Below are 23,680 nucleotides of genomic sequence, written 5' to 3'. Positions count from 1 at the left end.
AGAACAACAAAAGATAGAAAAAATGCAGTAAAATGCAGGAAATTTAAGTAAAAGTGTCGCTAAAAGACGCTAAGCGATGCGGCAGATTAAATCACTAATCGCAGCGGGAAACAGTCAAATCTGTTTTGCTGCTTCCCGGGGAGAATAAAGAGATAGGATCAGGGATTAACCGGGTATGACGTAAATCAGCTACCTCACATCACGGGTTGAGCCATTCGCTTTCCTGCAAGCTTCCATGAGGAGAGTAATGAAACAGGGCACGCTGATTATCATTTCGCTGAAGCTGATAAGCGTCCAGTACGCTGACCCGCACGATCACCACGCCAAAGCGAGACGCTCCCGACTCCACGGCTGTCGCTTCACGTCTCTCATCAGCGGCTACCCGTACTTCACCCGGTGGTCCACCGGTGTAAGTCTGCTGCGTATGCTGCGGTAACTCACGCCACGCTGACCGGGCAACATCACTCCCTGCCGCATAGCACTCAACCCGACCCACCATCCGCAACTGCAGGCGCCGCTGATGACAATATCCCAGCACGCTAACCTGCGGGTTAGCCGCCATCTCCTGCCACTTCGGGCTGCGGACATCGGTATGAAATGTCAGCATCCGGTGGCTGTCATCACACTGGCGCAGCACCACGATGCGCGCCTGTGGTTGCTGCGCACTATCTACGGTACAGAGCGTCAGATAACGAAACCCGCTCTGTGGATCGGCTGCGCCAGCCACCAGTTCCGCCCAGGCGGTTGCTTCAAACGTTTTCAGATCCATTGGATATTATTCTCATCAGTGTCGGCTTTCAGCCATCTGGCTAAAAGCGTAGCAACGAAGTGGGCAGATGAACGTTCATCGCAGCGATATCGGCAAATGCGCCCAGCGAAGACAGGCGGTCAACACTCAGGATTGTGCAGAGAATGAACTAAATTCAGAATGACGAGAACGCGTGAAGAGCAGCAAAAAGTGAATGCCATCAGTCAGCGATGCTGTGCTATTTTGCACCATTGATTGCAGATTCGACATGCAGGGAGTTGTATCATGTCTGGTGAATTCACGTCAGAAATGCCACCGCAAATCACGTCGCCACGCCTGACCTATCGCCCGCTGCGCGAGGAAGACTGGCCATTCTATCTGGCGGTCAGTCAGGATCGAACGGTAATGAAGTACATTAGCGATCCGCGCAGCGCAGACGCGATCAGAAGTCTCTCTTTTGATGTCCGCCTGCCCGCCTGGTATCCGGGCTGTAATCACTGGCTGTGTCTGGTAATTGAGGAAAAAACAACCGGTTCAATGGCTGGCTTCTGCGGGTTCATCGATCGCGGAGAAGGCATTGCCGAGTTTGGATTTATTCTTGCGGCCAACGCGCAGGGCAAAGGCTATGGCAGCGAGTCACTGCATGCCACTATCGCCTTTTGCTTTGAGCAACTGGACTATCGCAAGCTGACCGCCACGGTGACCGCAGGCAATGAGGCCTCATGCCGGACTTTGCTTTCTGCGGGCTTTGTTCAGGAAGGGACAATACGGCAGAATTTCTTTCTCGACGGCAAGTGGCAGGATGACTGGCTATTTGGCCTGCTGAAACAGGAATACCGGCCAGCAGGCTGACCTGACACGGTAACGGACTGGCGTCGCTCATCCTGCACTTTGCCTGTCACGGGCGCATCAACTAATGGGGCATGACGTCGTGTCCGCTGGCGACAACTGGCGGATAGTGTTCTTCACCGCACAGCATCGTCTCAAAGTCCGCTGGCGTCATTGGCCGGCAAAGGCCATTGCCCTGCATAATGTCGCATCCGGCAGTAGTCACAAAAGCGACCTGCTCTTTGTCTTCCACGCCTTCTGCCGCCACACGAATCCCCAGGCTTTTGCCGAGCGCGGTAATCGATCGGAACATCATCCGCACCCGCATGCTTGAACTCAGCTCGTGCGTCAGCGACTTATCAATTTTAAAGCCTGCTACAAAGCTATAACGAAGCAGGTTAATCGCCCCTAGCGTACGTCCGTAATGATCGATAATGAATGAAGCGCCTGTCCGGCGTACCGCCTCAACCTGAACAGGCAAATCCTGCACCAGTACAGCAAGCAATGGCTCATCCACCTCCAGCTCAACAAAACCGGCATCACCGCCCGCACTCTCGCGTATCACCGCCTCCAGGCTATTACCGGCTAACTGACGCGGAAAAAGGTTGATACTGACACGAAGCTGAGGCGCGCGAACCTGCCACTGCCGGACCTGTGCCAGCGCACTGCGAATGATCCACTCTCCCAGTGTCACGGAAAGCGGACTCTTTACCAGCATGCCGATAAATTCGGCGGGCAACAGCAGCCCGCGAGTCGGATGCTGCCAGCGTACCAGTGTCTCGCAGCCAACAAGCTTTCCGCTTTCAACGTCGTAGCGGGGCTGGTAATAAAGCGTAAACTGCTGCTGCCGCACCGCCGTTTCCAGCTCGCGCTCAAAGCGGCGGCGTTGCTGTTCCGCTTCGCGAAACGCGGGCATAAATAGCATACTGCAGCCTTTCCCAGATGCTTTGGCGCGATAAAGTGCAAGGTCAGCCGCGGACATGACAGATGAGGGATCACGCCCATGCTCCGGATAAGAGGCGATGCCGGTGCTGGCACCCACGACTACCGGCGAGTCGTGATAGCGGAACGGCGTCTGTACGGCTGCAATCAGCCTTTCCGCCGTGATTGCCGCTTCTGCGCTGCCGCCAGCTAGCAGGATCACAAATTCGTCACCGCCCAGCCGGGCAGCCGTCACCGCACTGGCGCAGACCGCACGAATCTGTTCCGCCACATGGCACAGCAACGCATCCCCGGCAGCATGCCCCAGCGTATCGTTAACTTCTTTGAAACCATCAAGATCGGTCATCAGTAATGTATAAGGCACGGCTGCTTTAGTCAGTTGCCCGACCTGGTCCATAAACGCGCTACGGCTGGCGAGACGCGTTAGCATATCTATTGAGGCCAGCTCACAAAGCCGCGCTTCACTCTCATAGCGAGCCGTCACATCACGGATAATCATGCCTACCAGCCGATCGCCTTCTTCACGCCAGCCAGAAAAAGAGACCTCTGCCGGGAATTCACGACCGTCGCGCGTCACACCCCATATCTGCAACGAACGAGGATGCGAAATAGCGGCTTCGTCAGAGGTAATCCTGGCCAGTTCGTTTCGGTAGTCAGTCTGGCAGCGGGCCGGAATCAACTCGCTGACGTACTGACCACGCATCTCCTCTGCACTGTAACCGAACAGCGCTGTAGCAGCCGGATTCCAGAAGGTAATGCCGCGACGCAGGTCTGTACAGACAATGGCGTCGGGAGAGGTGGAAGAGATCGCCTGAAGCCGCTGCTGACTGGTATAGCGCAATAATTCCAGACGATGCATTTCCATGCGATCCATGACCAGCGCGGCAATGTCAGCCAGATGCTTTCGATCCTCTGCAGTCAGCGGCTCACGAGGATGAGTGTCGGTCAGGCAGACCGTACCAATGTGGTGACCATCCGGAGTCGAGAGCGGAATCCCCGCATAAAAGCGGATAAAGGGGTAACCGTGAACCAGCGGACTGTCGCGAAAGCGCGGATCTTTCAACGTATCGGGCACGCAGAGAATCTCGCCCTGCGCCAGGGTATGATGGCAGAAAGCAACGTTTCGCGATGTACCTGAGATATTTAAACCGTAGCGGGAGGCAAAAAACTGCCGCTTCTCGTCGATAAGCGACACAAAAGCGACCGGCACCCGGAACAGCCTGGCAGCAAGCGTGGTCAGACGATCCAGCGCATCGGTCGGCGGTGAATCCATCAGGTTGTACTGCTTAAGTGCGTTGAGGCGAGCCGCCTCGGCATCATGATAAACTGGACGTTTCAGCGTAACTCTCCTCTGATGTTATCTGCTGCAGTCGGCACGACACAGCGTAAAGAGGACTCGTTCAATCAGACAGGACACGCAGAATTTGCTATCGACCCGTTGCCAGAAGAAAGGCCCACCAGTGAACTCTGCAACAAAAGATCGCCGCGATGAGCCCGATGAAGCTGGCACCGCAGATAAAGGGACACCAGTTAATACGTTATGCCTGGCAGAGGAATTGCAGCGGATCAGCAGCTTATGGCGGACCACGCCAGGAAACTCTGGCCAGGGCTTATCAGACGAGCGCTAAAAGCGCTTCGCTTGACTCACTATATCGGCCTGGAATAGCTTTACTTAAGTGTTAATACAGGCTGAAAACCTGACTTTGCCAGCTTTGACAGGTGCTCATAATGCAGATGTCCTTCGGCCAGCAACATCAGCACTTCATACTTTTCCTGGCAGACCTGCGCCGGCTTGGTGATGCTTTCGTGCCCTGCCAGATGCGCTGACTAACGTCAAAATTGTTCTGTTACCCTTTCCTGAGAAAAAATCAGCAGCCTCGCGCAATTCATACCCATTACGCTGTACGGAAACAGGCGGTCTTAAACGCTGATTTCCCGGATGAGTGACTCCCTGTTCAGTGCCCCGGTGACGAAACCTCTGGGGATGAAAGGGTGGCAGCGGAAATATGAATTTGAGTTAAGTTTAGAGTGCCAGGCAATCCGCAGCTGTCAGAAAGCGTCAGACATGCATAAAACTGAATAAATTAACTGAAGTTTTATCTTATTTTCCTGCCGCATAAAGATTATGCGACTGAGAATAATAATAGCCATTACTAAGGGTGATGTTGACCAGGTGATGATCAACGTCGATCACGCGCTCCGTAAAGTGAGGCATTCATTCAATTATTAAATAAAAATCATCGTGAATTTTTATTTCGACACCTAAAGCCATTGTTTACCGGTCTGATTGTTATCTGGCCGGGCGATACCTGATCGGCACTCGCCCAGCCAGCTTTTCAACGGCCGTAACATACTAATTAACCGTGGCAACAGCTTGATTCGGCAAAGTGAAACGCGTAATCACACTGCCCAGCGTCTGGGTCTGTCCACTGAGACTGCCTGCCGTCACGGAAACCTGCTGAACCAGTGTCGCATTCTGCTGAGTAACGCGGTCAAGTTCAGCAACGGCCACGGTGACCTGGGCAATACCTTTGCTCTGCTCATCCGATGCCAGCGCAATCTGTCCAATCAGTTCATTGACCCCATCGACGCCACGCAGCACGGCTCCCATGGTGGTTCCCGCACTCTCGGCTGCCCGACGGCCATCCTCAACGCGCGTCACGGTATCGGCAATCAGTTCTTCAATCTCTTTTGAGGCAGCTGCGCTTCGCTGTGCCAGTGAACGAACTTCACTAGCGACCACCGCAAAACCCCGGCCCTGCTCGCCCGCACGGGCGGCCTCTACGGCGGCATTGAGCGCCAGAATGTTGGTCTGAAACGCAATGCCATTAATGGTTGTAGTGAACTGCCGGATTTTTTCAGACCCCTGCGCGATGCTGGTGATGGCTGCCGATACTAACTGAACCAGTTCCACGCCCTGATGAGTGGTATTCGTGGTCGTGGCAGCCAGTTCACGTGCTTCACGCGCATTTTGTGCATTATGACGCACGGTGACCGTGATCTCCTCCATGCTGGCTGCGGTCTGCTCCAGTGCAGCGGCCTGTGTCGATGTCCGATCGGAAAGGTCGGCGTTACCCGCGGCAATGTCACCCGCTTCACGATGAAGAATGGCGGCGTTGTCGCGGATAGCACTGACCGTCTGCAACAGACTGTATTGCATCTCTTTGATCAGCGGCACCAGTTGCCCGACACAGTTACGCCCCAGATCGTCCGGCTCACGCGTAAGATCACCGCCAGCAATGATGTTTAAATGAGCGCGAATTTTACCGACAGGACGTACCAGATGAACAACCAGATAACGGTCACAAAACAACAGCAAGGCCAGAACAGCCACCAGCGCTGCCAGTAATACGCTCTCCAGCCGATGTCGATCAGTTTTCAGTGGGGCCTGATTCCGGGCTAACTGTTGCGTGATTTTATCCAGCTGGGCGCGGGCAACAGATGCGAATTCAGAAGGTGTGGCTGTGAGTGCATTACGGAAGTTATCCCAGCCAGCATCGGCTGGGGTTAAAGCGACGAGAGCACTCTTCTCGGCTGCCGTACCGCTTTGCATAATAATAGCGCTGTTCGTCAGAAAACGTAGTTGTTGCGTCAGTTCCTCAGAACGATCAGTTTGTCGATAGATGTCGCGCACGAAATGGCTGCTGAAGCCGCCAGCTAATGCCACCACGCCCAGTGAGACGATCATCATCCACAGTACCACGCGGCGAATAGTGAAATGCCTGAGTGAATTCATGAGTTTTCCCCGATGTTGTCATTGGTGTAGATAAAGAAAGTAAAAGTAAATTATGCCATTTGATTTATCGCGTTATTATATAGCGCGCTATGTTTATAGTGGGTATACTGGCAGGATATTTAAGAAATTAATAGTTTTTGACGACGAAATAATAGAATCAGCAATACGAAAATATTTCGTTAAAGAAAAAATATTTGCTTACCTGGCCAGTGATGGCGTGCGGTGCGATAAAAAATAAATCATTAAACTTCTTCTTTTTTTACAGAAATAGCCTATATTCATGTCGTCAAACCCTTTAGTTTTTCTGTTTAATTCCACTCCGTAACCAGCCGATGCAGAGGAATCCATGCTTATGAGCCTAAGCGGCGGCGATGAATGCCGTACGCAGACCCTGCACGCGTTGCGCAGTAACGATGAAAGCCGTGACGATGTGCTGCGACAATTCGTTCGGCTGTCGAGCCAGGCACTCGGTATTCCCGGCAGCTTTATCTCGGTGCTGGATGATGAGATGCAGTATGTTAAAGCAGCGCATAATTTCACCCTTACACAATCCTCCAGACAGGACTCACTCTGCAGACACGTAGTGGATAATGACAGTATTGTCGTGGTGCCCGATACGCTGCTTGATGTCCGCTTTGCTGAACATCCACTGATTACCGGTGCGCCTTTTATTCGTTTCTATGCAGGTGTGCCACTGAAAAGCAGCACCGGTCTGATACTGGGCACGATGTGTGTGACCGATACCGCACCTCACCCCTTTAGTCGCGATCAGGCGGCGATGCTTAAAATGCTGGCAGCACTGGTGATCTCTTTTCTTGATGCCTGGTACTCGGCTGGCTTTTCCGACCCCGTCACAGGATTGCCCAACCGTCAGCGTTTGATTCGTGATCTGCAATTCCTGGCTGCTTCCGGAGACACCACCCCACGGCGGCTGGTACTGATTGACTGTATCGATATGCCACGCGCTTATGAACTTGCGCGTTCAATGGGAATGGGACCAGTTGAAAGCCTGCTGAAGGATGTGGCCACGCTATTGCCGCTGCGCCTGCGTCCTGCACCTTGTGAAATGCTCTATACCATAGCAACCGGGCGCTTTGCCCTGCTGACTCGTCAGGAGAGCAGGCTCACAGCTAACTGGGTGGCAACGAAGCTGGCTGGGATCAGTGCCGATATCGGTGATGGGCTATCGGTTGCATTAATGACCCACACCGGGGAAGCGAGTTTCAAAACCGGAGAGTTGCCCGCTAAGGAGATCCTGCGGCGCGCACTCAGTGCGCTGCACGAAGCCATTACCCGAGACATTGCTTCGATGCCTTTTAGTGAGGCCACCGATACGCGCCACACGCAGGATTTCACCCTGATGCATGATCTGGCTACGGCAATACGCCAGGACAAAGGATTATGGCTCGCTTATCAGCCTAAAATCTGTCTGCACAGCGGCAAACCGATTGGACTGGAAGCCCTGATCCGCTGGCAGCATCCGCAGCGCGGCGAACTGTCGCCTGCACAGTTTTTACCTTTTGCCGGGCAAACCGAGCTGCTCAGCGAGTTAACGACGTGGGTCACAGAGCACGTGATCGCCCGGCTATCCCGGCTTCGTAACAGCTATATACAGTTGCCGATCACAATTAATGTCAGCAGTAGCGATTTTTCCCGTGAAGGATTTGCAGACGAGCTGGAAGAACGGATGATCAGCGCAAAGCTGCCGGTTTCGCTGCTGGGCGTTGAGTGTCTGGAAACAGAACGGATTCTGGAAAGCCCGGCCGCAATACAGGGTCTGGAGATGCTTAAACTTCGTGGATTTGATATTTCACTGGATGACTTTGGCACCGGCTACAGCAACATCAGCTATCTCCGACGCATGCCTCTGGACGTAATCAAACTTGACCGTTCACTGATCAGCGAAATTGCGTCTGATACCGCATCGCGTGTCATCGCTCGCAGTATTATTGCCATGCTTAAGGATCTCGATTACAGGGTGCTGGCTGAAGGTGTGGAGAATGCGGAAACTGTTACGGCGCTGACCGAATTTGGTTGTGATCAGGCTCAGGGATTTTTCTACTCCAGACCACTGCCGGAAGCGGCACTGGATGAGTGGCTGGGCTGGCGATTACGCAGTCAGTGCTAAGCCTGACTCACCCGCCCCACCCTCTTATTTTTCCGACCCAAATGCGCTGAAGCCGCCTGGCCCGGCAATCCTGACAGTGTTACGCCCGGCGGCTTTTGCCTCGTAGAGCGCTTCATCAGCACGCCGTAGCACAGCCTCGCGATTGCCAGCCAGTTCAGCGCCTGAAGCCACGCCTGCTGATATTGTCACTGTTCCGGCAAACGGGAAGGTGGTGATGCTGACGACCTCACGAATTCGTTCTGCGGTGCGGGCCGCATCCTCCAGCGTAGTGTGGGGCAGCAGCAGGATAAACTCCTCTCCGCCAAACCGGCTAACGATATCGCCGATCCGACTGAGCTGACGCAGCAACGCCGCCAGATTCACCAGCACCGCATCACCTGCGTCATGCCCATACCAGTCGTTTATCTTCTTAAAATGGTCGATATCAATGGCGATGACACTCTGTTCATGCTCACTGTCAGACCGCGCTGCCAGTACAGAGAATCCACGCCGGTTACAAAGACTGGTCAGGGGATCGGTCATCACTTCATCGTTCAGCGCGGCCAGATGACCCGCCACGGCGTGACGATGAGCCTGTACCGCTTCTTTAAGTCGATCAGCCTCGTAATACCAGGTTTTAACCGTGGCGAGTGATTCGGCCTGCGCTTCGCTGCCGCCATCACGCACTCTGTCCGCCAGTTTTTCCAGTGGAGAAGCAATGCGACCTGCCATAAACGCAATAACGCCCGCGGTCACGATGATAATGCCCAGAACAAACCAGACTGCGCTCTCCGCCGTGCGCATCAGAATATGCCTGACCGTTTCAGACGTGCCGGTAATAAATACATTCCAGCCGGTTTTGTGCAGCGTGCCGTAACCGGTGAGGTAGTTCTGTCCATCACTCTCCAGCGTGAAGTGCCCACTTTCTGAGGTGGCAAGTTGCTTCTGCAATGCCAGGCTAAGCAGCATCTTTGTTCCGACACGCGCCGGATCGTGACTGAAAATAATCAGCCCTTCATTGCTGACCACGCTGACCATCGACCCTTTGGTGTAAAAATGCTGGCTCAGGATTTCGCTCAGCATGCTCTGTTTTTTGAGATAGATGGTGCCACCTATGTATCCCAGATAATGGCCCTCCTCGCTGAACAGAGGCTGTGATAAAAAAACCACATAGTTACCCGCAGCAGAGGTAAAGGGAGGGGAAATAAAAGGCTTCTGTGTCGAAATAGCCTTCAGGCTGGCCGCAGAGTGCAGCTTAACGCCAATCAGATTCAGACTATCCGGTGAGGTGGCCGCAATGATGGCGTCATGATTAACGACCACGACTGAATTGAAAAAGCCCGACTGCATTCTTAAGCGCTCGGTCTCTTCTTCCAGTTGTTGAACATCACCGAGCGTCTTGATCTGTGTTGCACTCCAGGCCAGTTCACGCTGCGCTATCGCCAGGTAACGATCGGTGGTATCGGCCAGTTTACGCGCATAAGCAATGTTCCCTTCCAGCAGGCTGTTTTCGATATTGGCTTTCTGAAACAGCAGTAACGCGCTCAGCAGAAGACCGGAAGTCAGAATGACGCCCCCAATGGAAAGCAAAGTCAGTAGCGAACGCAGGCGCATTTTTTTACGGCGCATTACAGTCAGGATCCAGGATAAACGTCATCTGAGTGTAACAGTTGTCACTACAGGTCAAGGGAAGAACAGAAGAAGATTAAGACGGGATCACGACCTATTGCGGGGTTGAGCACGAAATGGCTCTGTATTACTCACGCATTGTTTAGCGTGTAGAGGGTTATGATAAGCAACAGCAGCGAATGATTAAGCCGTAATAATGATATCTGTTAAGCCTGGCACGATGCACCTGATGTTTAAAATTATCGCTGATCACGATGATAAAGCCCTTCAATAGCATTGAATAACGGGGCAGAGGTTGCCCCGGTTATGATCATGAATAAAATAAGCTGAAAACAGTTAAATCAGACCAGTATCAAAAACAGACAGATTTGCACGAATTTAATCATTTAATAGAATTTAACGCCAGAACGCTTTAATATAAGAACGGCTGCTGATTCTTTTAATAAAATGATGCGGACAGTTAAAGCGAACCCCATCCCACTCAAGATTAAACCATTGAAATTCATCATTTTTAATTTTTTCTAACAAGGTCATTGCCTGCATAGGCGTCTGAAACGCATAAGCTTTCATCACGCCATCTTTGGTACATAAATCAATATGAACCATATAACCCCCGGGTGTTTAAAAAATCGGAACTTTATAATTATTGAACTGCCTGTTTAGCATAATCCATTTATTAGCTGCCGATTATCTGATTTCGTCATATTTACGTAAAAATTTCGTTTATAATTTTTCATTATTTTTTTGGGCAACTCAGCCATATTCAGTCAATTAATTTGACCATGTCAGCATAGGTGAGTCAGACCTGATTAGATTTATATCTAAGGCTTTCCTTCCATTCAGACAACGGCGAAATAGCTGTTCGCAGAACAGGACGTTTATCGCGTCGCTTTTCAGCACTCCGCCGTCCGCCAGTGCAGGGCAGCCATACTGCAGAAAAGGAATGCTTCGTGCTGACAGGTTGAGATGGTCATAAACAGAGCACATCGTTTACACTCTCAGCAGTCTCATTTTAACCCGGCAACGGTTTAGACAGATCGCTGAAGAGGCAGGAGATCACTCACGGCGGGCAATAAGGAATCTTATGCTGGATTATATGATGTCGCTCTACCGTGCTGTTCCTGTTTCATCGGACTGTCTCAGCGACTGGCTTGCCCGCTGGCTGGCACAACAGCAGACCCGATGCCACGACCATCATTTTTCCGCCGCCTTTCCCTGGCGAGAAACCGGGTTGCCCCAGCACACTTTTTTGCAGCGTGAACTGAGGATTAATGGCCAGCGTTATCTCACCGGGCCGCGCTATCTGGGTGGTGATCCTGCTCAGCCTTTTATTGAAATTGTGGCCCGTGACAGCGTCATTGATTACGCGGTGGCTGACGCTATCATAAAGGCGTGGCAGCCGCTGAAACCGCTAAAGTTGCGTGTCCTGTTGCCTGCGACCCATCCCGACATTGGGTTTACCGATCAACTGATATTCCTCAGCGATCCGGCTGCCGTTACGAAGCCTCCCGATAAAAACATTTCACTGGTGAAGGCTGCCCGGAGAGATTATCCCGCCTGTCTTCAGATGATTAACAACGCCTATCGTGCCAGCTGGCACACGCTGCCGCATCTGCGTGATCAGCTGATGGCTTCGAGCAAACAGGAATTACGTGAGGATATTGCCGCGGGTCATGTACTTATGATTGTCTGGCAGGGCATGCTGGCAGGGCTGATGATTTGCGAACGCCGGCGACTGGCCTTTATTGAGGGCGTTCAGATTATGGATGAAGTGATTATACCCGCTTATCAAGGACGCGGACTCGCCGCATGTGCACAGCAGCGTTTACTGCAACAACTTTCTCATCACCCTGGTGTGCAGGAGCTGCTGACTGGCACCATCCTTCCAGGCAATTTTCCTTCTGTTCGAAGCGCACAAAGTGCCGGACGACGCTGCGTGCTGAAATATCAGTTTTTTGCCCCTGCCGATTTAGGTCCCGACCGGGTCATTATTTGATCTCACCCTCAACACCCGCTCAATCGAACAACCTGTCAGCGTGCCAAATGAATGTGAAGCTTTCATGACTAAAAATTTAAAAAAATACATTAAAATTAATAACCTGCTTGTATTTAGCTGACATTTCACACCATTCACATTTTGACAATAAAATAATCACACGGAGTTATCTTTTCGTGCCTAAATTAGTGCCAGCTTTTATCAACGGAGCAGGCAAATGACTCACTTTGTGGCTATTTTTTTCTCTTCCCTCTTTATGTGCAGTAACGTTTTTGCAGGTTCGGTTTCCTCTGTTTCTATGAGCGCTCTTTCTGGCGCATTGAATGAACGTATGCAGGTAATGAAAGTGGTGGCAGGTTATAAAGCACAGCATCATTTACCTATTGAGGATCTGCCACGTGAGCAGGTGGTGCTGGATCACATGCTGCAGAACGCTGAGCAGGCCGGGCTTGAACCCCACTCCGTGGAGCCGTTTGTTCACGCGCTAATGAATGCCAGCAAAGCAGTTCAGTATCGCTATCGCGCAGACTGGCTCTCAGTCCCGGACAGTGATCGCCCCATTCCGGATCTGGCCGAGACCAGGCAGCAAATAGAGAAGCTGGATACTCAGCTCCTTACCGCAATCAGCCAGCGTCTGATGACCGGTATCTTCTCACAAGAAGATAAAGCGTTCCTGATGTCACAACTGACGGCACCCCACCTCAGTCAGCAGGATAAAAACAGCCTTTTCGCTTCCCTCGGCCGCATTAAGCGTTTGCGTTAATCCTCAGGCAGCGGAGTGAGCTATGCAACTACAGGAACTCATGAATCCCGACTACTCAGACAATCCTTTTCCGCTTTACCGCAAACTGCATCAGCAGGGACCGCTCATTCCTGCCGGAGATAAGATCATCATCAGCGGCAGTCATGCAGTCGTAGAAGCGCTGCTGAACGATCGTCGGGTTGGTAAAAATTATATGGAAAGTGTCAGGCTGAGATTTGGTGATGATGCCGCCGACATGCCGCTGTTTCAGGGGATCAGCAGAATGTTTCTGGTGCTTAATCCACCAGAGCATTCCCGGCTGAAAGGACTGGTGATGAAGTCGTTTAGCGCCCGGGAGATCAAACCTCTCAGGGAGATGGCACTGACTGTAGCGAATGAATTGGTTGATGCGCTGGCAGACCGTCGCGCCTGCGATCTGGCTCAGGCATTCGCTTTTCCACTGCCGGTGCGCATCATCTGCAGGATGCTGGATATCTCAGAGTCCGACGCGCCGGAACTTGGGCGCCTTACCTCTGTGCTGGTGAAAGTTTTCGATCCTCAAATCAGTCAGGCAGACCTGCTCGAAGCCGCTGACGCTTTTGCTGTGCTGGAAAGATACTTCAGCGCATTGATCGTCTCCCGCCGTGACAGCACGGCGAATGATCTGGTGTCGCTGTTTCTGCGCAGTGGCAGTGAAGACGACCGACTAAGTCACGATGAGATCATCGCCAATGTAGTACTTCTGTTTCTTGCCGGCCATGAGACCACATCAAATATGATCTGCAACACCATTCTGGCCCTGCATGACCATCCACAGGAACTGGCATGCCTGAAACGGAACCCTGCGCTGATACCCAATGCCATAGAGGAGTGTCTGCGTTACGATAGTTCGGTTCAGATGCTCTACCGGACGACTCTGGAAGAGATAGAGCTGGCAGGTCAGTTGATCCCGACCGGAACCCGCTTCTTTTTGAGTCTGGGCGCAGCTAATCACGATCCGCGGGTATTTACCTCGCCAGAACGAGTGAATATCCGACGGCATGAAGGACGCTGTCTGGCATTTGGTGGCGGAATTCATCACTGCATGGGCTACCGGCTGGCCCTTGCAGAAATGGAAGTAGCCCTTCATGTATTACTGACCCGGTTACCAGAGTTGCGCCCCATAACCGCTGGCGTTCGCCGCAATCACAGGGCCAATTTACGCGGCGTCAACGCTCTGCCGGTCGAATGGTGAGGTATTGTATTGTCGGGCCAGAAGAACCGACGATCAGACACGCAGCCGCAGAGTAGCTGGCAGGATAAGCTGGCTGTTAACGGGATCCTCTCCGGCAATCATGGTCGTCAGCATAGTGAAGCAGGCCTGCGCGAGTGCCGGAACGTTCTGCTCTACCGTATCGATCGGAATGGAAAGTGAATCATAGAGATAGTGATCATCGAAACTGGCGATACGGATGTCGCTGGTCAGCAGACTATGCTCGCTCATGTAACGCAGAACCCCCTCCAGCAGACCGCAGGCGGCGGTAAACATCGCTTTGGGCGGTCGGCCCAGCCGGTTACAGAGCGCTGCAAACATTTCATAGCCACTGCCAGGGTGGTAGTTACCCTGAATAATCCACTCAGGCTGCAGCGTTACACCCGCCCGAGCCAGCCCCTCCCTGAATCCCGCCAGACGATTCTGGGTCGGGGAGAGATCAGACTGTCCACCCATAAAGTAGATCTCCTCCGGGCAGGCGCGTGCCAGCTTTTCAACCAGTTCAGCTGTAGGCGTTATCGAGTCGGTGATGACCCAGGGCAGCTTAGTATTGTTCATGGTCCTGTCAAACAGCAGTACCGGCAACTGTTCGCTGAGACTGACATAGTCACTGTCGGTCAGCATACTGGAGGCAACAATGAGTCCGTCGACCTGCCGCGCGACCAGGTTGTTGACCACCACCATCTCCTGACCGGCATTTTCGTCGGTGCAGGAAATCAGCAGCTGCAGCCCGGACGCGCGGCAAAGATTCTCCAGTGCATGAGAAAAGGCAGCGAAGCCGTGGTTAGTGATTTCTGGCACCACCAGCCCCAGTGTATGACTGCGGGCATCATGCAGCATCCGGGCGTGGATGCTGGGCTGATAATGGTGTTCGCGGGCAAGCGTAAGAACCCGCTCACGCGTCTCCTTCGCGACCCGTAACTCTTCGCCACGGCCGTTAAGCACCAGGCTGGCCGTGGCTTTTGAAACCCCGGCAAGCCCGGCAATGTCACTGATAGTAACGCGTTTTGTTTTTCTCACGGCAAGGCATCGTTTAGTGAAACAAGTACTTATTCTACCATGCAGCGGCGTAACGACCAGTAGCGGACCTGCAGTTCTGCGTGCCCGTGCAGGGTTAGCAACGCAGGATGGTCTGGAAAATAGCGGCTACTCATCACCCCTTCCCCATCGTTAATGAAAATCTCAACACTGGAGTGATCACACAGGATCTGTAACCGACTAGCGACTCCGGTCCAGTAGCGATATGTCCACTCACCCGTTACCAGGCTGCGACGGGCAAGCCGCAGTTCATTCTGTTGCCATGTCAGGATCAGCGTATTCGCAAAATTGAGTTCAACGTCGCCCCGACTCTCCAGCTCAAGCTCCAGCCGCTCTGCGTCCATAGGTGGCGCATCATCTGCACGCCCCTTATAGTGCTGCTCTTTCTCCCGCAACGCCTGCAGTTCCACCACCGGCTGCTGACAGAGCCGCCCATTGCGTGAGCTCAGTTCGCGCACACAGGTCATCTGGTGGATCCAGCCCTGTGCCACGGTTGGCTGAGCCATCTCTTCACCGTCCGGCGTCCCCATCCAGCCCACCAGCAGACGTCTCCCGTCAGCGGTCAACGTAGTTTGCGGGGCATAAAATTCAAACCCTGCATCCATTTCGTTAAGCGGACCGTGTTGATATAGAGGTTGCTGATAATCAAGCGAACCACTCAGCCAGGCGCAGGCGTGACTGTTCAGATAGCGCTTCTCTTCGGGTACTACGCCCTGAGGACAGCAAATCAGATAGGTGCTGTCGCCGAGCGTGAACATATCCGGGCACTCCCACATATAGCCTGCCGCGTCCAGACCCCCCCGTTCGCTTCCCGCAATCTCGCCGAGATTCTGCCACTCCCGCAGATTGTCAGAACGCAACAGCAATACCCTGCCCTGTAACTGCGTCGTCTGCGCGGCCAGCACCATGTACCAGTAATCTTCATGGCGCCATACTTTGGGATCGCGAACGTGACCGGTATACCCTTCCGGTACAGCAATAACCGGGCCGAGCTTGTCAAAACCCCCCGCACTGTTCTGCTGCGCCAGACACTGCCACGCCGTACGCGAACCATCATCAAACTTGACGTTGCCGGTATAGATCAGCGTCAGCTGACCGTTATCGTCTACCGCGCTGCCGGAGTAGCAGCCGCTGCGGTCATACTCCTCATCCGGCATCAGGGCAATGGGCTGATGCTCCCAATGCAGCAGATCGGCTGAACGCCAGTGTCCCCAGCATTTGTGCTGATGCGCACAGCCGAGCGCGTTCCACTGGTAGAAAAGATGGTAGTCACCGTTGAAATGGATAAATCCATTAGGATCGTTCAGTAACCCGGTGACCGGAGCCAGATGCCAGCCTGGATAATGGCTGTCGCCCAGCGCCTTTGGCATACCCTGCATCACCGCCTGCAGAATGGTGGCAAGACGTGTTGATGAGGCCATTATTCAGAATCCGTTTTGTATTTGAGAAGATATGAAATCACAAACGCGGTGGTAAAGGCGATTGCGATGCCGATGACATAATTCAGCAGAGATCCAGCCTGGACAATCGCCATGCCCGGTAGTCCGGTCAGCCCGACCGCTGTCATATAAACGTGAACCGACACGACCCAGGCACCGCCCAGCGCACCGCCCACCAGTCCGGCGATAAAGGGCTTCATAAACCGCAGGTTGATACCAAAAATGGCCGCTTCGGTGATCCCCAGTAATGCAGAAAACGCGGAGGGCAACGAAATCGCCTTGATCTTCGCATCACGGGTTTTGAACCACACTGCCAGACAGGCACCGCCCTGAGCCACGTTCGCCATCGCCCAGATGGGCAGCAGGAAATTCACGCCGATTGAAGGATTGCCCAGTAGTCCCGCTTCAATGGCGTGGAAGCTATGATGGACGCCGGTGATGACAATCACCGAGTAAAGCCCACCAAATACCAGCCCGGCCAGCCATCCGGCGTGCGCAATCAGCGTGCTGAGGACAAAGGAGATGCCATCACCCAGCATACGGCCCGCAGGACCAATAATCAGTAGCGCAATGAATCCGGAGATAATCACCGTCAGAAACGGGGTCAGGATCAAATCCAGCGCATCCGGTATTACCCGACGTAGCTGTTTTTCGAGCATGCTCATGAACCACACCGCCAGCAGTACCGGGAATACCGTGCCCTGATAGCCAATCATCGCGACTTCAATGCCGAAGAAGTTCATCGTGTGGAAACCGGCTGCCACGCCCCAGGCGTTGGTCAGCGCCGGGTGGGTCAGAATGCCACCCAGCGTTGCGCCCAGAAATGGGTTACCGCCAAACTCACGCGCTGCCGTAAAGCCAATCAGTATCGGCAGAATAATAAAGGCCGCCGAGCTGCACATATCCAGCATGATGTAGAGTGCATTTTCCGGATTGACCCAGCCGTAGGTTTTGACCATCCCCAGCAGGCCCATCAGCAGACCTGACGCCACAATCGCCGGAATGATCGGCACAAAGATGTTCGACAGCAGTCGGGCGATGCGCTGGAAAGGGTTAAGCTTGCGTGCGGCAATATCAGCAGCCTCAGACTTGCTCGATTCGCTAATACCCGCCTCGGCGATAAAGGCAGCGTAAACCTTGTTTACCACGCCAGTCCCAAAGATAACCTGAAGCTGTCCCGCATTACGGAAGCAGCCTTTAACCCCTTCAATCCGGCCGATCGCGGTAGTGTCCGCCTTTTCATCATCCGCCAGCACCAGACGCAGCCGGGTCGCACAGTGTGCTGCGCTGGCGATGTTCTCTTTACCACCCAGCAGCGGCAGTAAGGCCCGCGATATTTTTACATAGTCCATATACACCTCAGTCTTGTTTTGTTTTTATTCGTGTGGCGTTGAGGCCCCGGTCTCCGGGGCCATCCGGTCAGAACCAGGTTTCCATCTGTACACCGAAGTTCCATTCGCCACCGGCATCAAAGCCCTTGCTGCCGAACGCGTCGTCACTGGCATAGTTATTGAGCCGATGATCCCAGTTCATCCAGGTTGCAAACAGACGAATTTCCGGACGCTTAAGGAAGTCACCGACATCACCGGCTTTCAGGGTTGGCGCAATAGTGAGTTTGGTAAAGCTGCCGCTGACCGCGTTACGGTTGTTGTAACCTTCCGGACGCAGATCCATGTACTGATAAGAGCCTTCATACTGCATCTCAAAATTCTGGGTGATTTCCTGAATCAGACGCAGGTTAACTGTCGCCCAGTCATAGCTGTCACCTTTGACGTACCGATCGTCACTGCGCTGTGCCAGTACGGCAGGCGCAATGTGCCAGCCACCGCCCAGCGGGGTGATGCCGTAACTCGCCAGCCGCCAGGTGTTCGCTTCTGGCAACAGTGCGCCGTCAGACCCAATTGACTTCACCTCTGCGCCCAGGCCATGGCCATAGAGCAGTGCCGTTTTGGAAGTGCCCTCTGTCAGCCCATAGAAGCTGTCGTTATGCAGGCCCAGCAAAGCATGTACGCCGGTTTCGGCCGCATCGCCTTTGACTCTGAGTCCGTCGATATCCCGGCGATCGTCGTTATCTTTCGCCCGCATACCACTGAGCATCATCTGCACCGGGCCGACAAAGTTATTCAGCGTCAGGATGTAGTTCTGCGCCGTATTTTCATTGTTTTCGATGTCGCCAAAGGTACGACCGTACAGCGAAATGTTGCTACGCGTCTGATCGCTCCACTTCATGTCGTAAATGCCGGCACCGGTACCTGCAAGAAACACAACATCAGAATCGATCCAATGGATATCAAAGTTATCACGGTCAAAACGCTTACCGGCCCACACGGTAGAGTTATCAAATGCACCGCTGAAAGTGGGAAGTTGCCCAAGCTCGACAAATGCCTGACGCAGGTTGAGATCGCTGCTGGATGCGGTCCAGTCGTTATAGGTGCGCTGCCCGTCAGCCAGCATGGCTTTGAAACGGGTGGTAGCACCATTATCCAGCGTCTGCTTATGTTCGAGGTTGAGCTCAACATACGTATCCGGCTCATTACCGAGACGTCCAACGTGACCGCCGGTTTCGCCAGCAGGAGTGAGTGTCGGACCACCCTGCGTTTTAGTGGCTGAGCTGTTCATCAGCAATCCGGAACGGGCGTAACCGTGGAACTCAAAGCCACCTTCATCGGCAGATTTTTGTTCCAGCTTCGCGGTGCGCTGAGCAACCTCGGCGGTGGAAGTCTGGGTCTGCTGCTGTACGGCTGCCAACTGTTGAGCCTGCTTCTCAGCCACCTGTGCCTGCTTTTCGGCGACCTGAGCGCGGGTTTCAGCAACATTTGCTCGCTGCTCGGCTGCCTGAAGTCGTCGCTCCATCGCCGCAAGGCGTGCCTCAATGCTGCTCATGCTGGAATCGGCCCAGACTGATGTAGAAAAGAATATTAAAGAGAGGGCGACTGCTAACGTGCTTTTTTTCATTTTTTATTCCCTGAGGAGAGGCTATCATCACCGGCTTTTTTGCTAAACCGGTTTAGGCGCAAATCATAGCCACGGGTAATTTCCCTCTGCAATGAAAATAGCTAAACCGGTTTAGTGATTGTGAGATAGCTCCCAAAACAGGGGCGTCAGGGATGATTAGCCGGCCAGATTGCCCAGCTGATGGAGCCAGGGAAGTGCTGTCATGGCACCTTTCGCGGTGGTTGCCAGGGCGCCACAGCGTTGTGCTGTGGCAAGACAAATGGACAGCTTTGATTCATCGGCAGGCAGACCTGACGTCGCCAGAACCCAGAGTAATCCGGCCACGAAGGCATCACCTGCACCTGTGGTGTCGACGCTGTCCACGGGCGTCGTCGCATGGTGAGTGATCTCGCCCTGATAGCAGGCGATTACCCCTTCCCTGCCCCGCGTCACCAGTAATAAGCGAATACCAAATCGTTTGGCCAGCTGCGGCAAGCTGACAGCTGGTTCCTGTCCCGGACAGAGGAAATCCAGTTCCTCGTCTGAGAATTTAACCACGTCGGTATGACTCAGCGCCTCGTTCACCACCAAATGCAGCAGTGCCGGATCGGACCAGAGGTCTTCACGCAGATTTAAATCAAAGCTGACATGGCCGCCTGCAGCACGAATCTGCTTCATGGCGGTAAGCGTGGCGGTGCGTGATGGCTCAGCTGCTAAGGCGATCGAACAGCAGTGCAACCATTCACCGCGCTGGAACTCAGGCAGATCCGACGGTTCAAGAAACAGATCGGCGCTTGGGCGCACCATAAAGGTAAAGGAGCGTTCGCCCTGCACATCCAGCCCGACCACCACCGTTGACGTGCGGTGCTGTGAATCAGCGATCATGTAGCGAGTATCAACGTTCTCCTCTCTGAGCGTCTGCCGCATAAATTCACCAAAAGGATCAGCGCCTATCCGGCCAATAAAAGCACTGTTTCCCTGCAGACGTGCAATGCCAACGGCGACATTAGCCGGTGCTCCGCCCGGACACTGCATCAGGTGGCCCGGCTTTTCGGGTAGCAAATCGACCACGGCATCCCCGAGACACCATACGCGAACAGACATAGACAACTCCTGTGATTGAATTTAAAAGCTAAACCGTTTTAGCTATAGCGTTAAACTGTACCAGGATCAAGCGTAATACTGCTGAAATGAGGCGCGTCGTACAGAACATCTCTTCAGGCGAAGAAGAAAATGCGGATAAGGCAGGTATGCCTCTGGGTGGATAGCAGATAAAAAAACCGGCCAGTGGCCGGTTTCGAAGGCGATACAGGGTGACGATTAATTCATTGTAGAAAGAATCTGTCTTATTGATGCGTCAATCTGCTCAGCGATCTCTTTTGGCAGACGACTGAATTCATATTGCACGGTCCGCTTCTCATCATTGGTTTTGCGTCGTGCATAGGTATTAGCCGTGGTAAATGTTGCCAGTTTCTCCGTCACAGTTTTGCTGACGGGTGTCGGTTTCTTTAACTGACGACGCGCGCTTTTGAAGCCATTCAGGATAGCGCTCTTCTTATCATCCGGGTTGGTGATTCGCAGGAGATCATCTTCATTCAGCTTTTGCTGAATCTCGCTGACCAGCGCAGAGACCTCAACCGCTTCCGCTTTAGCCTCCTCCCAGACATCAAGCAGCAACTGGTAATCCTGAAGCGTCAGCTCAGAGACAACCGGGAAGAGTTCAATGAACTCAGCAGGCACAGCTGCTGCCTGGAACGCACGAGTGACCTTGGCATTAGAGATACCTTCTGCTTTGGCAATCTCGGATTTGCTCATGCCATTTTCGTTCATCAGCATAAAGCGTAACCCTAATTCGCGCAGGTTATGCTCTTTAGCGGTCTGTATATCAGCGGCCAGTTGACGCGCATCACTGATGCTCAGTTCATCAGCGGTGACCAGTACCTCCAGGCTTGCCCCCGAAAGAATACATGCAGCGCGGCGGCGTGAACCATCCATGATCTCAATCTGATCACCGTTGATGCGACCAATCGCCGGGAAAAACTGCTGCAACGTAATGGTACGGGTGATCTCCTGCAGCGATTCCGGTGTCAGTGTGCTCTGGTCACGACCGTTGATTTGGGGATCAACCGTTGTTCTGGTCTCAATATCATCATGCAGGATGAGCTGGCGAACGAAAGTTGCCTTCGCACCCGATTTCAGCGTAAAGGTGCGTGACTGACTGCTACTGTCAATCATGTTCGCGATAGCTGAATCACCAAATTTGCGGCCAATGCGCTGTATAGGTTTGCTCACAAGGTGCTCCTGATATATTCGATGCGGTCAAACACAGCCCTGGAGAACTGTTCGGCTTCATATTTAGCTTTGCGCAAAGCGTCCGCACTGCCTGGATAAGATGAGGGATTGGCACTGATGACGGTATCAAAGGATTCACCGCAGCGTTCAAACCCGTCCAGTCTTGGCAGGCTGCAGTCCAGCATTGATTTGGTAAACACTTCACGAGCATAACTTTGAGAGGTCAGGTGATCGTGTTTAGAGGTCATTTTCGACATAAAGCCAATATTTGCTTTAAGACGCGGTTCAATGCCTTCTGACTCAATACGTTCGAGCATTTCTGGCAGGCGAGTCAGATACTTCATAGTTGAATGGAAATCGACCTGTGCCGGCGGCGTCGGTGTCAGCAGCACATCACTGGCCGCAATAGCATTCAACATGAACGAATCAAGGTGAGGACCGGTATCGAGAAAGATGAAATCATAATCACCGGCCAGACGATCAATCACGTTGCGGCGCAATACTTCGGACGGTGCAACGCCAGGCAGATGTTCAGCAACCAACTCTTCCCAGTCACTGGCAACGAAACCATCGTCTATTGAGGCGGGAATTACATCCACTCCCGGCATGACAGTTGGCTTAATAAACTGTTCGCGAAGCTGGTCGGCATCCAGGTCGTTCAGCATGGCCTGCGCTGCGGTCTCAAGAACGGAGCCTACGCTATTAGTGTGACTCAGGAACATTGTGCTTGATGCCTGTGGATCCAGGTCAATAACCAGAATGCGCAGGTCATTATGCAACATAGAGGGATGAGCGCGCATACCGTGGGCCAGTGTGACAGTACTGACTGTTTTAGAAACACCGCCCTTAAGACTTACAACAAAGACGACGAAGGGTCCATCATGGCGATCGCGATATTTTGGGACTTTACGGTGCTCATAGATGTCGACTACGTTCTGAATGGTCAGTGCGTATTGTGAGGTACTGCCGGTTTGTTTCTTACCAAACTGATAACCTGCTTCTTCCATATCACCAATGGCAGCAACAACAGCGTGCTTACTCAGTAATGGCATATTGGCGACGGCATTACGTGAGAAAGTCTGGTAAAAACCGGTCTGATTGAACTCCTGACGTTGTTGTTCAATGTGGCTACTCAGTCCATGTAACATGGAATTGGCTCTGGTCGCCATTTCCAGCACTCCACCATAATCGCGCTTCATAAGCCCCTCTGCTTTACTGTTTTTTGCATACTACACAAAAAGGCTAAACCTGCCAATTTTTTAGAAAAATGACAAAAACCTGGATTTTTTATTAATGACATTAAGATGACGATGAGATGGATGGGAGAGTTATGAAAAGGGTGGGTCAAATTGACGGTTTCTCTCGCTGAAATGAATGAATTCGATGTTTCAGGATTACCTCCCTAAAGAGGCTTCAGGGCGTTTTCAACTGTCGTTTCACCCCTTTATATTACAGCATACCATTCTGTTTATTGTGCAAAGAGTTATAAAGTTCATATGTTTTCCATGGTATTTTCAGCATGAAAATTTAAATAAATTTCATATTAATCATCAACATAAAAGAGAAATTGAATGGTGAAAAAATGCGTTGCAACGTGTTGAAGATAAGCTCTAACTTTGATTTTTAGCCTTTTTATGATTGCTTCAGCTTATTAATTTTATCAACAGGGCTTGCAAGTCTGGTAAGTCGATTAATGGCGGTGTCCTTTCAATTTCCATCGCTTAAACTTGAAATTTTTACTCTCCTTAAATCATCATGTGTCATGACTTTTTCATACTCTTGATTGCCGGGCTTCATCGAAGCTTTATAGTATTTTAAGTCTGACAAACACTCTATTACTTACTCAGGTTGCGTTTGAACAACATATCCAGTCGTTATGCCGGTTGATAAATTTTGTGAATTCACTGATCTTTCCGTACCCGTTTCAGACCGGGGGCAGGGCTCATACTTATAAAGCAGGTATCAAATCTTAACCGGACATTTTGACGATTAAGTGA

Annotated in this window: 17 protein-coding genes; 5 read left to right on the top strand and 12 right to left on the bottom strand. The window is 52.4% G+C overall.

The features are described 5' to 3' along the window. Positions 1-199 precede the first annotated feature (199 nt). Entirely contained in the window at positions 200-769 is a 570-nt protein-coding gene (locus tag AC6I77_RS21735) for a pyridoxamine 5'-phosphate oxidase family protein (RefSeq protein ID WP_003850614.1), read from the bottom strand. A gap of 264 nt (positions 770-1,033) precedes the next feature. Here AC6I77_RS21735 and AC6I77_RS21730 point away from each other — a divergent pair, with 264 nt between their 5' ends. Then, the gene (locus AC6I77_RS21730) at positions 1,034-1,600 is read left to right on the top strand and encodes a GNAT family N-acetyltransferase (RefSeq protein WP_003850617.1); all 567 of its coding nucleotides are present in this window, start codon (positions 1,034-1,036) and stop codon (positions 1,598-1,600) included. 61 nt (positions 1,601-1,661) lie between these two features. On the opposite strand, the gene AC6I77_RS21725 is transcribed toward AC6I77_RS21730, so the two are convergent. Continuing rightward, the gene (locus tag AC6I77_RS21725; RefSeq protein ID WP_008926797.1) at positions 1,662-3,791 is read right to left on the bottom strand and encodes a putative bifunctional diguanylate cyclase/phosphodiesterase; all 2,130 of its coding nucleotides are present in this window, start codon (positions 3,789-3,791) and stop codon (positions 1,662-1,664) included. 1,080 nt (positions 3,792-4,871) lie between these two features. After that, positions 4,872-6,254, bottom strand: coding sequence for a methyl-accepting chemotaxis protein (locus AC6I77_RS21720; RefSeq protein ID WP_008926796.1), 1,383 nt, complete (start codon positions 6,252-6,254; stop codon positions 4,872-4,874). A gap of 346 nt (positions 6,255-6,600) precedes the next feature. On the opposite strand from AC6I77_RS21720, the gene AC6I77_RS21715 reads away from it, so the two are divergent. Beyond that, positions 6,601-8,382, top strand: coding sequence for a sensor domain-containing diguanylate cyclase (locus tag AC6I77_RS21715; protein WP_039661957.1), 1,782 nt, complete (start codon positions 6,601-6,603; stop codon positions 8,380-8,382). A gap of 24 nt (positions 8,383-8,406) precedes the next feature. On the opposite strand, the gene AC6I77_RS21710 is transcribed toward AC6I77_RS21715, so the two are convergent. Both AC6I77_RS21710 and AC6I77_RS21705 read right to left on the bottom strand, forming a co-directional pair. Then, positions 8,407-9,990 carry a sensor domain-containing diguanylate cyclase gene (locus AC6I77_RS21710; RefSeq protein WP_039661955.1) on the bottom strand — a complete coding sequence of 528 codons (1,584 nt, stop codon included), beginning with the start codon at positions 9,988-9,990 and terminating at the stop codon, positions 8,407-8,409. Between the two features lie 396 nt (positions 9,991-10,386). Then, positions 10,387-10,596, bottom strand: a complete 210-nt coding sequence (locus AC6I77_RS21705) for a hypothetical protein (protein WP_497817356.1) — start codon at positions 10,594-10,596, stop codon at positions 10,387-10,389. A gap of 478 nt (positions 10,597-11,074) precedes the next feature. On the opposite strand from AC6I77_RS21705, the gene AC6I77_RS21700 reads away from it, so the two are divergent. The 3 genes from AC6I77_RS21700 (at position 11,075) to AC6I77_RS21690 (ending at position 13,962) form a co-directional block, all read left to right on the top strand. Beyond that, positions 11,075-11,986 carry a GNAT family N-acetyltransferase gene (locus AC6I77_RS21700; protein ID WP_078805284.1) on the top strand — a complete coding sequence of 304 codons (912 nt, stop codon included), beginning with the start codon at positions 11,075-11,077 and terminating at the stop codon, positions 11,984-11,986. A 217-nt stretch (positions 11,987-12,203) separates the two neighbouring features. Further along, a complete protein-coding gene (locus AC6I77_RS21695) occupies positions 12,204-12,749 on the top strand; it encodes a chorismate mutase (protein ID WP_008926793.1) in 546 nt (181 codons plus the stop codon). Positions 12,750-12,771: 22 nt separating this feature from the next. Next, on the top strand, positions 12,772-13,962 hold the full coding sequence (locus tag AC6I77_RS21690; protein WP_033762138.1) for a cytochrome P450: 1,191 nt from the start codon (positions 12,772-12,774) through the stop codon (positions 13,960-13,962). A 33-nt stretch (positions 13,963-13,995) separates the two neighbouring features. Here the strand turns inward: AC6I77_RS21690 and AC6I77_RS21685 are convergent, their stop codons facing one another. From AC6I77_RS21685 to AC6I77_RS21655, 7 genes are all read right to left on the bottom strand, one after another. Next, positions 13,996-15,000 (bottom strand): substrate-binding domain-containing protein, encoded by a 1,005-nt coding sequence (locus AC6I77_RS21685; protein WP_003850633.1) that lies wholly within the window; start codon positions 14,998-15,000, stop codon positions 13,996-13,998. Between the two features lie 29 nt (positions 15,001-15,029). Continuing rightward, complete coding sequence (locus AC6I77_RS21680; protein WP_039661950.1) at positions 15,030-16,439, bottom strand: sucrose-6-phosphate hydrolase; 1,410 nt, start codon at positions 16,437-16,439, stop codon at positions 15,030-15,032. Beyond that, the gene (locus AC6I77_RS21675) at positions 16,439-17,809 is read right to left on the bottom strand and encodes a sucrose-specific PTS transporter subunit IIBC (RefSeq protein WP_003850636.1); all 1,371 of its coding nucleotides are present in this window, start codon (positions 17,807-17,809) and stop codon (positions 16,439-16,441) included. Before AC6I77_RS21675 ends, AC6I77_RS21680 begins: the two co-directional genes overlap by 1 nt. Before the next feature lie 67 nt (positions 17,810-17,876). Beyond that, positions 17,877-19,412 (bottom strand): carbohydrate porin, encoded by a 1,536-nt coding sequence (locus tag AC6I77_RS21670; protein ID WP_039661948.1) that lies wholly within the window; start codon positions 19,410-19,412, stop codon positions 17,877-17,879. A 156-nt stretch (positions 19,413-19,568) separates the two neighbouring features. Beyond that, positions 19,569-20,495, bottom strand: coding sequence for a fructokinase (gene cscK / locus AC6I77_RS21665; RefSeq protein ID WP_039661946.1), 927 nt, complete (start codon positions 20,493-20,495; stop codon positions 19,569-19,571). A gap of 216 nt (positions 20,496-20,711) precedes the next feature. Beyond that, positions 20,712-21,683 carry a ParB family protein gene (locus AC6I77_RS21660; RefSeq protein ID WP_039661945.1) on the bottom strand — a complete coding sequence of 324 codons (972 nt, stop codon included), beginning with the start codon at positions 21,681-21,683 and terminating at the stop codon, positions 20,712-20,714. Next, positions 21,680-22,882: an AAA family ATPase gene (locus tag AC6I77_RS21655; RefSeq protein ID WP_003850644.1), complete on the bottom strand. Its 1,203-nt coding sequence runs from the start codon at positions 22,880-22,882 to the stop codon at positions 21,680-21,682. Before AC6I77_RS21655 ends, AC6I77_RS21660 begins: the two co-directional genes overlap by 4 nt. Between the last annotated feature and the right edge of the window lie 798 nt (positions 22,883-23,680).

This window comes from Pantoea sp. X-Soil-ISGK-259 (assembly GCF_059730705.1).
Note: the sequence above shows the minus strand (reverse complement) of the source record. Positions and strands in the feature narration are given on the sequence as shown.

Bases quoted from the DNA above. Each gene is read 5' to 3' on its own strand.
- AC6I77_RS21725 (WP_008926797.1), bottom strand. From the start codon at position 3,791: ATGGATTCACCGCCGACCGATGCGCTGGATCGTCTGACCACGCTTGCT.
- AC6I77_RS21720 (WP_008926796.1), bottom strand. From the start codon at position 6,254: ATGAATTCACTCAGGCATTTCACTATTCGCCGCGTGGTACTGTGGATG.
- cscK (WP_039661946.1), bottom strand. From the start codon at position 20,495: ATGTCTGTTCGCGTATGGTGTCTCGGGGATGCCGTGGTCGATTTGCTA.
- AC6I77_RS21670 (WP_039661948.1), bottom strand. From the start codon at position 19,412: ATGAAAAAAAGCACGTTAGCAGTCGCCCTCTCTTTAATATTCTTTTCT.
- AC6I77_RS21715 (WP_039661957.1), top strand. From the start codon at position 6,601: ATGCTTATGAGCCTAAGCGGCGGCGATGAATGCCGTACGCAGACCCTG.
- AC6I77_RS21680 (WP_039661950.1), bottom strand. From the start codon at position 16,439: ATGGCCTCATCAACACGTCTTGCCACCATTCTGCAGGCGGTGATGCAG.
- AC6I77_RS21690 (WP_033762138.1), top strand. From the start codon at position 12,772: ATGCAACTACAGGAACTCATGAATCCCGACTACTCAGACAATCCTTTT.
- AC6I77_RS21655 (WP_003850644.1), bottom strand. From the start codon at position 22,882: ATGAAGCGCGATTATGGTGGAGTGCTGGAAATGGCGACCAGAGCCAAT.
- AC6I77_RS21710 (WP_039661955.1), bottom strand. From the start codon at position 9,990: ATGCGCCGTAAAAAAATGCGCCTGCGTTCGCTACTGACTTTGCTTTCC.
- AC6I77_RS21695 (WP_008926793.1), top strand. From the start codon at position 12,204: ATGACTCACTTTGTGGCTATTTTTTTCTCTTCCCTCTTTATGTGCAGT.
- AC6I77_RS21675 (WP_003850636.1), bottom strand. From the start codon at position 17,809: ATGGACTATGTAAAAATATCGCGGGCCTTACTGCCGCTGCTGGGTGGT.
- AC6I77_RS21700 (WP_078805284.1), top strand. From the start codon at position 11,075: ATGCTGGATTATATGATGTCGCTCTACCGTGCTGTTCCTGTTTCATCG.
- AC6I77_RS21705 (WP_497817356.1), bottom strand. From the start codon at position 10,596: ATGGTTCATATTGATTTATGTACCAAAGATGGCGTGATGAAAGCTTAT.
- AC6I77_RS21730 (WP_003850617.1), top strand. From the start codon at position 1,034: ATGTCTGGTGAATTCACGTCAGAAATGCCACCGCAAATCACGTCGCCA.
- AC6I77_RS21735 (WP_003850614.1), bottom strand. From the start codon at position 769: ATGGATCTGAAAACGTTTGAAGCAACCGCCTGGGCGGAACTGGTGGCT.